At 68.2% G+C, this 12,398-nt stretch carries 10 protein-coding genes; 7 read left to right on the top strand and 3 right to left on the bottom strand.

Features of this window, described 5'->3' with window-relative positions; translation table 11 throughout:
- Positions 1-30: 30 nt before the first annotated feature.
- Both BM133_RS18700 and BM133_RS18695 read left to right on the top strand, forming a co-directional pair.
- Positions 31-1,287: a 6-phosphofructokinase gene (locus BM133_RS18700; RefSeq protein WP_093436768.1), complete on the top strand. Its 1,257-nt coding sequence runs from the start codon at positions 31-33 to the stop codon at positions 1,285-1,287.
- On the top strand, positions 1,284-1,511 hold the full coding sequence (locus BM133_RS18695) for a cysteine-rich CWC family protein (protein ID WP_093436765.1): 228 nt from the start codon (positions 1,284-1,286) through the stop codon (positions 1,509-1,511). Before BM133_RS18700 ends, BM133_RS18695 begins: the two co-directional genes overlap by 4 nt.
- On the opposite strand, the gene BM133_RS18690 is transcribed toward BM133_RS18695, so the two are convergent.
- A complete protein-coding gene (locus tag BM133_RS18690) occupies positions 1,502-2,842 on the bottom strand; it encodes a zinc-binding metallopeptidase family protein (protein ID WP_093436763.1) in 1,341 nt (446 codons plus the stop codon). The two genes, BM133_RS18695 and BM133_RS18690, sit on opposite strands and share 10 nt — an antisense overlap.
- A gap of 138 nt (positions 2,843-2,980) precedes the next feature.
- Between BM133_RS18690 and BM133_RS18685 the strand changes: the two genes are divergently transcribed.
- From BM133_RS18685 to BM133_RS18665, 5 genes are all read left to right on the top strand, one after another.
- Positions 2,981-4,501: a DHA2 family efflux MFS transporter permease subunit gene (locus tag BM133_RS18685; RefSeq protein WP_093436760.1), complete on the top strand. Its 1,521-nt coding sequence runs from the start codon at positions 2,981-2,983 to the stop codon at positions 4,499-4,501.
- 70 nt (positions 4,502-4,571) lie between these two features.
- Entirely contained in the window at positions 4,572-5,714 is a 1,143-nt protein-coding gene (locus BM133_RS18680) for an ABC transporter substrate-binding protein (protein ID WP_093436758.1), read from the top strand.
- A 69-nt stretch (positions 5,715-5,783) separates the two neighbouring features.
- On the top strand, positions 5,784-6,551 hold the full coding sequence (locus BM133_RS18675; RefSeq protein ID WP_093436755.1) for a class II glutamine amidotransferase: 768 nt from the start codon (positions 5,784-5,786) through the stop codon (positions 6,549-6,551).
- Positions 6,552-6,665: 114 nt separating this feature from the next.
- Positions 6,666-8,867: a TonB-dependent receptor gene (locus BM133_RS18670; RefSeq protein ID WP_093436752.1), complete on the top strand. Its 2,202-nt coding sequence runs from the start codon at positions 6,666-6,668 to the stop codon at positions 8,865-8,867.
- Complete coding sequence (locus tag BM133_RS18665) at positions 8,867-10,168, top strand: PepSY-associated TM helix domain-containing protein (protein ID WP_093436749.1); 1,302 nt, start codon at positions 8,867-8,869, stop codon at positions 10,166-10,168. The genes BM133_RS18670 and BM133_RS18665 overlap by 1 nt, the downstream gene beginning before the upstream one ends.
- Here BM133_RS18665 and gshB read toward each other — a convergent pair.
- Together gshB and BM133_RS18655 are read right to left on the bottom strand one after the other, a co-directional pair.
- On the bottom strand, positions 10,131-11,084 hold the full coding sequence (gene gshB / locus BM133_RS18660) for a glutathione synthase (protein ID WP_093436746.1): 954 nt from the start codon (positions 11,082-11,084) through the stop codon (positions 10,131-10,133). The genes BM133_RS18665 and gshB overlap by 38 nt on opposite strands.
- Positions 11,081-12,346, bottom strand: a complete 1,266-nt coding sequence (locus tag BM133_RS18655) for a benzoate/H(+) symporter BenE family transporter (RefSeq protein WP_093436743.1) — start codon at positions 12,344-12,346, stop codon at positions 11,081-11,083. The genes gshB and BM133_RS18655 overlap by 4 nt, the downstream gene beginning before the upstream one ends.
- Positions 12,347-12,398 lie beyond the last annotated feature (52 nt).

The following is a 12,398-nucleotide window of genomic DNA, read 5'->3' as shown; positions in this document are numbered from 1 at the left end:
CCTGCCATGGGGCTGCGGGAGAATGCCCGCATGCCCATCCTCAACGCCTTCTACGCCCAGTCGGGCGGCGTCACTTCGGTCATCAATGCGTCGGCCTGCGGCGTGATCGAGACGGCACGAAAACACCCGGACCGCATCGGCAAGCTCTACGCAGGGCGCAACGGCATCATCGGCGCGCTGACGGAAGAATTGATCGACACGGGTGCCGAACCGGCCGAGGCCATCGCGGCGCTGCGCACCACGCCTTCGGGCGCATTCGGCTCGTGCCGCTACAAGCTCAAGTCGCTCGAGAAGAACCGGCGCGAATACGAGCGGCTGATCGAGGTGTTCAAGGCGCACGGCATCGGCTATTTCTTCTACAACGGCGGCGGCGATTCGGCCGACACCTGCTTCAAGGTGAGCCAGCTGTCGCAGTCGCTCGGCTATCCGCTGCAGGCGATCCATGTGCCCAAGACCATCGACAACGACCTGCCGCTGACCGACTGCTGCCCGGGCTTCGGCTCGGTCGCCAAGTACGTGGCGGTGTCCACGCTCGAAGCCTCGTTCGACGTGCGCTCGATGGCCGCCACCTCGACCAAGGTGTTCGTGCTCGAGGTGATGGGGCGGCATGCGGGATGGATCGCCGCGGCCGGCGGGCTCGCCGCGGACCAGGGCATTCCGGTGGTGGTGCTGTTTCCCGAGATCGAGTTCGACAAGGCGCGTTTTCTCGCGCGTGTCGATGCGTTGGTGAAGCAGCACGGCTACTGCTCGGTCGTGGTGTCCGAGGGGTGCCACTACCCCGACGGCACCTTCCTCGCGGAACAGGGCACGCGCGACGCGTTCGGCCATGCGCAACTGGGCGGCGCCGCGCCGGTGGTGGCGCAGATGATCAAGGACGCGCACGGCCACAAGTTCCATTGGGCCGTGGCCGACTACCTGCAGCGCGCGGCGCGGCACATCGCCTCGGCCACCGACGTGAAGCAGGCCTACGAACTGGGACAGCGCGCGGTCGAGCTCGCGCTGGAAGGCCGCAACGCGGTGATGCCGACGATCGAGCGCACATCCGACGTGCCCTATGCGTACACCCTGGGCAGTGCGCCGCTCGAATCGGTGGCCAATGTCGAGAAGCCGATGCCGCGCGATTTCATCTCGGACGACGGCTACGGCATCACCGAAAAGTGCAGGCGCTACCTGCTGCCGCTGATCGAGGGCGAGGACTACCCCGCCTACCGCGACGGCCTGCCGGTGTATGTGACGCTACAGAACGTCGCGGTGGCGAAGAAGCTGCCGGCTTTCGTACTCGCATGACGATCACGGCCCCTGCAGCCATCGACGCCACGCGCTGCCCGCTGTGCGGCGCGTCGAACCGCTGCGCGATGGAGGTCGAACGCGAGACGGGCCAGGCGCAGCCGCCCTGCTGGTGCATGCAGGTCGACTTCAGCAACGCCCCGCTCGCCAGGTTGCCCGAGTCGATGCGCGGCCTCGCCTGCATCTGCGCGCGCTGCGCCGCGGGGACGCCGCCTCAGGACTGAACGCCGCCCTGGGATTGCGACTGAGATTGCGTTTGGGATTGCGCCAGCCCGGGTGCGGGTTCGATGGGCTCGGGCGCCGCCACGTCGCTGGCCACCACCATCGTCGGCGCCGACCCGGGCCGCTGCTCGGTGATCACGCGGTGAATGAACTGCAGCTTGCCCACCGCCGCGCGCGGCAGCACGAAGGGGTAGTAGTCGGGCTGCCCCATGCTGCGCGACAGCTCGTTGAGCACGTTGGTGAGCAACACCCAGCCGTTGATGAAATCCAGGAACGTCGCGGCATCGGGATGGTCGGGCTGCCAGAGATCGGCCGCGGTGAAGAGGTCGCTCGTCAACTCGACGTTGGTCGCATCGACGCCGAAGCTCATCGCGGTGTCCGCGGTGTCGGCCATGTGCAGGTAGTGGGCCCAGGTCTCCGCCCAGTCTTCCCACGGGTGCATGCTCGCGTAGCTGCTCACGAAGCGGTCGGCCCAGTCGGGCGGCGGGCCCTGTTCGTAGTGCGTCTGCAGCGCGGCGGTGTAGTCGGCGCGGTCGTCGCCGAAGAGCGCGCGGAAGTCGTCGATCCACGGCGTCGGGAGCACGAGCAGGTCCCAGTAGTAGTGGCCGATCTCGTGGCGGAAATGGCCCAGCAGCGTGCGATAGGGCTCGCGCATTTCGGCGCGGATGCGTTCGCGCACGGCGTCTTCGGCTTCCTCGGCGTTGAGGGTGATCACGCCGTCGTCATGGCCGGTCATCACGTGCGGGCCACCGGGCATGTTGCTGAGGAAATCGAAAGCCAGGCCGTGCACCGGATCTGCGTGGCGGCTCACCACCGGCAGGCCGAGCGCGAGCAGTTGCGAGATGAGCCGGCGCTTGGCCGTCTCCAGCTTGCGCCAGAGTTCGCCGTTGCTCTCGATCGAAAGATCGGGAATGGTGCGGGTGACGCTGCACGCGAGGCAATAGCCGGGCACCAGGCCCTGGGTGTCCAGGGGAATCGTCTCGCCCTCGCGCGGCACCGAGACCATCCAGCTGCAGGCCGCCGGCGTCATGAGGTTCGCGCAGCGTTGGTAGGTCTTGCCGTGCGGATCGCCGAAGACGGTGAAGGTGTCGGGCAGCGCGCCCTCGCCTTCGGCCGGCGCCAGCGGCATGACGCCCAGGCGGTCGATCACGTAGCCGAGCGGCGTGTGGCAGGCCAGGCACTCGCTGTTGCGCAGGAACACGGGACGGCCGCACTGGCAGCGGTAGGCGCGGCTCAGCGTGGGCGCGACGAGTTCGCTCGCCAGCGTGGGTGCGCCTTCGGGTTCGCCATTGGCGGCTTGTTCGTTGACGGGATCGGTGGTCGAGGAGTCCATGGGATGGTCTTCTGTCTTCTTCTTGCGCTTGACGCGGAGGGGAGAGCCGCTGCATTGTGCGACCGCCCGCCGCGCCGTTCGCCACGCAAAGACCGATATGCTTGTAGGACGACGGACCCCGACACATTCCGCCGCCCCATGACCTCCCCACCCACGCCCAAAGCCGCGTCCACGCCGGCCCCGCCCTCCATGGGCACCCTGCGCGAACGCTACGGCGAGCGCTACCGCTGGTATCTGCTGATGTCGGTGATGGTGGGGACGATGGCCTCGATCATGTCCTCGACCATCGTGAACGTGGCCATCCCCGGCATGAGCCACCACTTCTCGCTCGGCCAGGAGCGCGCGCAGTGGGTGAGCTCGGGCTTCATGGTGGCGATGACGGTCTCGATGCTCACCACGCCGTGGCTGCTCTCGCGCTACGGCTACCGCCGCACCTACGTGGGCACGATGCTGCTGCTGCTCGTGGGCGGCGTCGCGGGCGGGCTGGCCAACAATTTTTCCCTGGTGCTGTTCGCACGCGTGGCCGAAGGGCTCGCGGCGGGCGTGGTGCAGCCCATTCCGGCCATCATCATCCTGCGTGCCTTCGAGCCGCACGAACAGGGGCGCGCGAGCGGCATCTTCGGCATGGGCGTGGTGCTGGCGCCGGCCATCGGGCCGAGCATCGGCGGGGTGCTGGTCGACCTGTTCGGCTGGCGCTCGATCTTCTTCATGGTGGTGCCGTTCTGCCTGGCCTCGATCTGGCTGGCCTACAAGTTCGTGCCGAAGACGGCGCCGGGCGGCGTGGCTGCCGTGCGCGGCAACGGGCTCGATGCGCGTGGCCTGGCGCTGGGCACGGTCGGTACGCTGTGCCTCCTGAACGGGCTGGTCGAGCTGCGTGGCGATTCGCCGCTGCAGGCCGCGCTGCTGCTGGGCGGCGCGCTGGCGTCCTTCGTCGCCTTCGTGTGGTGGCAGCGCCGGCTCGCGGCCTCGGGCGGCACGCCCTTGATGAACCTGGCGCTCTTCCAGTACCGGCAGTTCGCGATGGGCAGCGTGGTGGCCTTCATCTACGGCACGGCGCTGTTCGGCTCGACCTACCTGCTGCCGGTATACATGCAGGTGGGGCTGAGCCTGTCGGCGTCGCACGTGGGCACCATTCTTTTGCCAGCCGGCATCGTGCTGGCCGTGACCATCGCGGGCGTGGGCCGGCTGGCCGACCGGCAGCCGACATGGGTGCTGGTGACCGTCGGCCTCGCGCTGCTGGCGGCCTCGTTCGCGCTGATGACGGTGCTCAGGCTGGACAGCGCGCTGTGGCTGCTGGTGGCCTTCGCGATCATCGGGCGCATCGGGCTGGGGTTCATCCTGCCCTCGCTCAACCTGGGCTCGATGCGGCCGCTGGCCAAGCCGCTGATTCCGCAGGGCGCGAGCGCGATCAACTTCGTGCGCATGCTCGGTGGCGCGGCCGGCGTGAGCCTGTGCGCGATCGTGCTCGAGTGGCGTCTTGCCGCGCACGGCGATTCGCTGGCCAATCCGGTGAGCAGCCCGGCGCGGCTGGCCGCGTTCGACGAGGTGTTCGCGATGCTGGCGGGGCTGTGCGCGCTGGCGATCTGCGCGGCATGGCAACTGCGCGAAGGACCGAAAGGGCCGACAGGGACGGCAGTGACGGCGCGCAACACGGGGTAAACCCCGGCGGACCCGGAAGGCGCTTTCGCATTCAATTGTTATCAGTTGTATCTGATAACGAAACGGTTCCATGCATCGCAGAAATTTCATCGCCGCCTCGGCTGCGGCAGCGGCCGGACTCGGCCCTCTTTCCTTTCCGGCCCATGCGGCCGAGAGCGGCGTCACCGACGGCGAGATCGTCCTGGGCCACACCGGCATCCTGAGCGGCCCGCTGGGCGTGCCGGTGAAGGTGGTGATGGCCGGCGCCGGGCTGGCCTTCGATGCGGTCAATGCGCAGGGCGGACTGTCGGGACGGAAGATCCGCGTGGTTTCGCTCGACGACGAACTCAAGCCCGAGAAGGCCCTCGCCAACTACGAGAAGCTCTTGGCCGAGCACCGCGTCTTCGCCTTCTTCGGCTGCGTGGGCTCGGGCACCACCGCCGCGGGCGCCAAGGTCGTGAACCAGAGCGGCGCACCGACGGTGGGCGGCTATGCGGTGTCGGATTCGGCCCGCGAGAAGATGGGCGCCGCCGGCTATTTCGTGCGCGCCACCTTCGCGCGCGAAGCCCAGGCGCTGGTGCAGCACCTGACGACCATCGGCGTCTCGCGGATCGCCGTGGCGTACCTGGACAACCCCGGCGGCGCGGAAGTCGCCAAGCTGGTCGAAGCCGCGCTGGACACGCTCAAGCTGAAGCCCGAGGCCGCGGTGGCGGTCAAGGGCGACGGCACGGGCAACGAGGCATCCGGCAAGGCGCTGGCCGACAGCAAGGCGCAGGCCGTGATCATGTACCTGGGCGGCGGCATCGGCGGCGAGGTCATGAAAGCCGCCTGGGCGGCCGGCGGGCGGCAGATGTTCTACGGCATGTCGATCGTGCCGGGCGACGTCACGGCCAAGCTCGTGGGCGACAAGACCAGCGGGCTGGCGATCTCGCAGATCGTGCCGTACCCGTGGAGCGAGGTCGACGCCACCGCGCGCGAATTTCGCCAGCTGGCCGAGCGCGCCAAGGTGGACCTGGGCTACCTCAGCTACGAGGGTTATGTGAACGCGCTCGTGATGATCGAGGGCCTGCGCCGTACCGGCCGCGACCTGACGCGCGCGAAGCTGCACGCCGCGCTGAAGGCGATGAAGCTGCGCATCGGCGGCATGGAGATCGACTTCACCGGCGTGAGCAACACGGGCTCGCGCTTCATCGAGATGGTGCGCGTGACCAAGGAGGGCAAGTTCATCCGCTAGCTGCAGCCGGATGGTCGGGTAAGCGACGCCGGGGGCGGGGCCGGCGCGAATCGCGGTCTAATCGCCTGCATGTGTCAATTGCTAGGGATGAACTGCAACACGCCGACCGACGTGACCTTCAGCTTCACGGGGTTCGCGCAGCGCGGTGGCCGCACCGACCACCACGCCGACGGCTGGGGCATCGCGTTCTTCGAGGACCGGGGCCTGCGCCATTTCGTCGATCACCAGCCGGCCTGCGAATCGCCGGTGGCGGAGCTGATCCGGCGCTATCCGATCCAGAGCCGCAACGTCATCGCGCACATCCGCAAGGCCACGCAGGGCGAGGTCAACCTGCAGAACTGCCACCCGTTCGTGCGGGAGCTCTGGGGGCGCTACTGGGTGTTTGCGCACAACGGCGACCTGAAGGATTTCCGGCCGCGCCTGCATGGCAACTTCCATCCCGTGGGCAACACCGACAGCGAACACGCCTTCTGCTGGCTGATGCAGGAGCTGGCGAAGTCGCACGCGGGCGTGCCCAGCATCGAGGAACTGACGCTCACCCTGCGCGAACTGGCACCGCAGCTCGCGAGCCACGGCACCTTCAACTTCATGCTGTCCAACGGGCAGGCGCTGTGGGCGCACGCGTCGACGAACCTCTGGTACGTGGAGCGGCGGCATCCGTTCGTGACGGCGCAGCTGTCCGACGAAGACCTGGAGATCGATTTCGCCCAGCACACCACGCCGACCGACCGCGTGGCCGTGGTGGTGACCACGCCGCTCACCACCAACGAGACCTGGACGCCCTTTGCGCCGGGCGAATTGCATGTGTTCGTGGACGGGCAGCGGGCGCCCGGCTGAAGAAGCGGTGAAGACTTTTACCTGACACTTTTTTGCAACAGTGCAAGAAAGTATCGAAGGCGGGGCTGTGCGAGAGAATAATAACGGTTCTCATTTGCGCACATCAGATCCTCCATGCCCGCTCCATTTTTCCCTCTTCGCCCGACCGCGATCGCGTCGCTCCTCGCCCTGAATGCCCTGGCGGCGATGGCGCAGACCCCCGCGGCCGAGCCCGCACCGAGCGGTGCCCTGGCCCCCGTCAACGTCGAAGCGAGCGCCGACGCCTCGGCCGAAGGCCTGACCAAGCCCTTCGCCGGCGGCCAGGTGGCGCGCGGCGGGCGGGTCGGCATCCTGGGCAACCAGGACATGATGAGCACGCCGTTCTCCAGCACCAACTACACCAACGAACTGATCCAGGACCAGCAGGCCAAGAGCGTCGCCGACGTGCTGCTCAACGATCCGTCGGTGCGCCAGGCCCGCGGCTTCGGCAACTTCCAGGAGCTCTACGTGGTGCGCGGCTTCCCCGTGTACTCGGACGACGTTTCCTACAACGGCCTCTACGGCATGCTGCCGCGCCAGTACATCGCCTCTGAATTCTTCGAACGCGTGGAAGTGTTCCGCGGCGCCAACACCTTCCTGAACGGCGCCGCGCCCGGCGGCAGCGGCATCGGCGGTGCGATCAACCTGCTGCCCAAGCGCGCGCCCAACGAACCGCTCACCCGCGTCGGCTTCGGCGTGCAGAGCGGCGGCCAGGGCTTCGTGAACCTCGACCTGGCACGCCGCTTCGGCCCTGACGACAGCCTGGGCGTTCGCGTGAACGCCGCGCGCCGCGAAGGCGGCACCGGTGTCTTCAAGGAAAGCCAGCAGCTGAGCGCCTTCGGCGTCGGCCTGGACTGGCACAGCCGCAGCGTGCGCCTGTCGGCCGACTTCGGCTACCAGGACTTCGACCTGAAGGACGGCCGCCCGAGCCTCACGCCCTCCTCGAGCCTGCCGATCCCGCGCGCGCCCGACGCGAAGAGCAACTTCGCGCAGCCCTGGACCTATTCGAAGGAAAAGGACAAGTTCGCCACCTTCCGCGGCGAAGTCGACATCACCGACAACATCACGGCCTGGGCCGCCGGCGGCGTGCGCCGCAGCGACGAAGACAACGTGCTGTCGAACCCGACCCTGGTCAACTCGTTCGGCAACACCAGCAACACGCGCTTCAGCAACACCCGCAAGGACCGCATCGGCACCGCCGAGATCGGCGTGCGCGGCAACTTCGCCACCGGCCCCGTGAAGCACACGGTGGTGGCCTCGGCCGCCACGTACAGCAACGACCGCGACAACGCCTATGCGATCTCGCGCGGGGCCGTCCTCAACAACATCTACGCGCCCTTCTTCTCGCCCAACCCGGTGGCCAACGGCTTCACCGGCAACACGCTCGAAGACCCGCGCCTGACCGACAAGATCGACACGTCGAGCATCGCCATTGCCGACACCATGTCCTTCATGGAGGACCGCCTCCTGGTCACGCTCGGCGCGCGCCGCCAGACCATCAAGCAAACGAGCTTTGCCTACAACACGATCAAGGAATCGAGCGCCTACGACAAGAGCAAGACCACGCCGGTGGCCGGCGTCGTGTTCAAGATCACGCCGACCGTATCGGCCTACGCCAACTACATCGAAGCCCTGGTCAAGGGCAACGTGGCGCCCGGCACGGTGAACAACCGCCCGGTCACCAATGCCGGTGACGTGTTCGCGCCGTACCAGGCCAAGCAGAAGGAAATCGGCGTCAAGTACGACGGCGGCACGCTGGGCGCCAGCGCCGCGTTCTTCACCACCGACCAGCCGGTCTACCAGTACTCGGGCCAGACCTACGGCCTCTACGGCAAGCAACGCAACCAGGGCCTGGAGTTCTCGGTGTTCGGCCAGCCGGCCAAGGGCCTGCGCCTGCTCGGCGGCCTGACGCTGCTGGACGCCAAGCAGAAGAACACGCAAGGCGGCGCCACCGACGGCCTCACCGCCATCGGCGTGGCCAAGCAGCAGGCCAACCTGGGCGCCGAGTGGGACGTGCCCGGTGTGCGCAACCTGTCGCTGAATGCGCGCCTCCTGTACACCTCCAAGCAGTACGCCAACGCCGCCAACACGCAGCAGATTCCGGGCTGGACGCGCTTCGACATCGGCGCGCGCTACCTGGTGGACCTGGGCAACGGCCGTGCGCTCACGCTGCGCGCGCGCATCGACAACCTGTTCAACAAGTCGTACTGGGCTTCGGTGGGTGGCACGCAGGGCTCCAACTACCTGGTGATGGGCGCGCCGCGCACAGTCGCCGTGAGCGGCACCATCGACTTCTGATGCGCGCCTTCGCGACCGCCATCCACCGCTGGGCGGGCCTGGCGGTCGCGCTGTTCCTCATCGTCTCGGGCCTGACCGGCGCCGTCATCTCGTGGGACCACGAGATCGACGGCTGGCTCAACCGCAAGCTCTACGACACGCAGAGCCGCGGCCCCTTCAAGGACCCGTTCGCGCTGGCCGCCGCGGTCGAGGCGCACGATCCGCGTGCGCGGGTCGCATACCTTCCACTCGGTTTCGAGGAAGGCCACGCCGCCGGCTACTTCGTGCAGCCGCGCACCGATCCGGCCACCGGCAAGCCCTTCAAGCTCGGCTACAATCAGGTGTTCGTCGACCCGGTCACCGCCGAAGTGCGCGGGCGCCGCGACTCGACCGCCGTCTCGCTCAGGCCCGAGACGCTGATGCCGTTCCTGCGCAAGCTCCACTACATGCTGCACGTGCCGGCGATGTGGGGCACCGACCGCATCGGCTGGTGGATCATGGGCACGGTGGCGCTGGTGTGGCTCATCGACAGCGTCGTCGCGCTCTACCTCACGATGCCCCGGCGCCTGCGCCGGGCCGTGCACCCGGCGCACCGGCCGGCCACCGCCTGGTGGCAGCGCTGGAAGCCGGCGTGGACCGTGCGCTGGGCGGCCGGCGGCTACAAGCTCAACTTCGACCTGCACCGCGCGGGCGGGCTGTGGATCTGGGGGCTGATCATCGTCGTGGCCTTCACCTCGTTCTCGCTGAACCTCTACAAGGAGGTGTTCCACCCGATGCTCTCGCTGGTCTCCAAGACCACGCCGGGTCCGTCGGCGCTGGTACCCCTCGCACCGCTGGACACGCGCATCGAGCCCACCATCGGTTTTCGCGAGATCGTGGCCCAGGCCGACGCCGAGGCCCGGCGCCGCGGCTGGACGACGCCGCTGGGCGGCGCGTTCTACAACGCGCGCGGCGGCTTCTACAACGTCTCGTTCTTCGACCACGCCACGCACGACGACAGCGACGGCATGGGCCTGTCGAACCTCTACATGGACGGGCGCGACGGCCACATCATCGGCAGCAACCGGCCGTGGCACGGCACGGCGGCCGATGTGTTCGCGCAATTGCAATTGCCGCTGCACGGCGGGCGCATCCTGGGCATGCCGGGCCGCATCATGATGTCGGCGCTCGGGCTGGTGGTGGCGATGCTGTCGATCACCGGCATCGTCATCTGGGCGCGCAAGCTGCGCTCACGACGCCTGCAGGCCCGGCGCGAGCGCGAAGCCCGCCCGGAGACTCCGGTGCTCAGGCAGGACGCAGGGTTTTCTCCAGCGCGTCGATGAACATCTTCGGCACGTCGAAGCCGGTCTGCTCCGTGATCTCCTGAAAACACGTCGGGCTGGTCACGTTGATCTCGGTGACCGAGTCGCCGATCACGTCCAGCCCGATCAGCAGCAGCCCGCGCGGCGCGAGCACCTTGCCAATTGCCTCGGCGATCTCGCGGTTGCGCGCGGTCAGCGGCTGCGCCACGCCCTTGCCGCCCGCGGCCAGGTTGCCGCGCACCTCGGTGCCCTGGGGAATGCGCGCCAGCACGAAGGGCGCCGGCTCGCCCGCGATGATCAGGATGCGCTTGTCGCCTTGAACGACCTCGGGCACGAAGCGCTGAACCATGATGGTCTCGGCGCCGTCCTTGTTGAGCGTCTCGACGATGGAGCCCAGGTTCAGCGCGTCCTGCTTCACGCGGAAGATGCCCATGCCGCCCATGCCGTCGAGCGGCTTCAGGATGATGTCGCCGTGCTCCGCATGGAAGTCGCGCACGGCCTGCGCGCTGCGCGTGACCAGCGTGGGCGTCACGAACTGCGGAAACTCCATGATCGCGAGCTTCTCGGGGTGATCGCGCAGCGCGCGCGGCGAGTTGACCACCTGCGCGCCCTCGCGCTCGGCCTGCTGCAAGAGGTGCGTCGAGTAGATGTACTCGGCGTCGAAAGGCGGGTCCTTGCGCATCAGCACCGCGTCGAAGTCCTTCAGCGCCTTGGATTCGGTGATGTCCACGGTGTACCAGTCCTTGGCGTCGCCGGTCAGCGTGATCTGCTGCACCGTGGCGGTGACCCGCCCGCCCGACTTCCACTGGATGTCCTGCGGCAGGCACGCCGCGATGCGGTGGCCGCGCCGCTGGGCCTCGCGCATCATCGAGAAGGTGGTGTCCTTGTAGATCTTGAAGTGATCGAGCGGATCGGCGACGAAGAGGATGTTTTTCACGAGACGTTCTTTCCGGCGCCGGGTGCGGCGGCCACGTTGGTTTCTGGGGCGATGTTGCCGGAAGCGGCCATCTCCTTGCCGACTGGGGCTTTTTGCTTTCGCCCCACCTGCTGCACGGCCAGCGCCACCGCCCCGGCCACCACGCCCCAGAAGGCCGAGCCGATGCCCGCCAGCGTGACGCCCGAGAGCGTGACCAGGAAGGTGATCAGCGCCGCCTCGCGGTGCGATTCGTCGCGCACCGCGGCCGCGAGTCCGCCGCCGATGGTGCCCAGCAGCGCGAGGCCCGCGATGGCCGCGACCAGCTCCTTCGGAAACGCCGTGAGCAGCCCCGTGACCGCGGCGCCGAATATCCCGATCACCACGTAGATCGCACCGCAGCTCACCGCCGCGGTGTAGCGCCGCGCCGGGTCTTCATGGGCTTCGCGGCCCATGCACATGGCCGCGGTGATCGCGCTCAGGTTCAGCGCGAACGCGCCGAAGGGCGCGAGCACCAGCGTCGCGAGGCCGCTGAGCGTGATGAGCTTGCTGACCGGCAAATCGCTGTAGCCGCTCGCGCGAATCGCCGCCACGCCGGGCAGGTTCTGCGAGGCCATGGTCACGACGAAGAGCGGCAGCGCCAGGCTCACGACGGCCTGCCAGCTGAAGACCGGCATCGTGAACACCGGCCATGCGAGCGAGAAATGCACCGACGACCACGCCAGCTCGCCGCGCGCCGCCACGAAGACGATGGCCACGAGCAACGTCAGCGGCACCGCATAGCGCGGCAGCAGCCGCCTGGCGACGAGGTAGGTGCCCAGCATCAGCAGCACCAGCGGCAAGGCGGTCTGCGCCGCAACGAAGGCCGAGATGCCGAAGCGCGCCAGCACGCCGGCCAGGAGCGCGGAGGCGATCGCCATCGGAATCCTGTTCATCACGCGCTCGAACCAGCCGGTGGCGCCGGCCAGCACGATCAGCACCGCGCAGACGATGAACGCACCCACCGCCTCGCCCATGCTGTGGCCGACGCCCGCGACCGCCAGCACCGCCGCGCCCGGCGTGCTCCAGGCGATCATCACGGGCTTCTTCCACCAGAGCGACGGCAGCGCAGAGGCCAGCCCCATGCCGATGCCCAGCGCCCACATCCACGAAGCCGCCATCTCGGGCGTGGCGCCGAAGGCCTGCGCGGCCTGGAACACGATGGCCACCGAACTCGTGAAACCCACAAGCACGGCGACAAAACCCGCGGTGAAAGCCGAAAGGCTCAGGTCCTTGAAAAATGACATCGGGCGATTGTGCCGGGAGCCCAAGCGCCCGGGCGAGGCCCGTTCGGCACAG

The organism is Variovorax sp. 770b2 (genome assembly GCF_900115685.1).
GTDB lineage: Bacteria > Pseudomonadota > Gammaproteobacteria > Burkholderiales > Burkholderiaceae_C > Variovorax.
The sequence above is the reverse complement of the archived record's forward strand: the minus strand, read 5'-3'. Positions and strand labels throughout refer to the sequence as shown.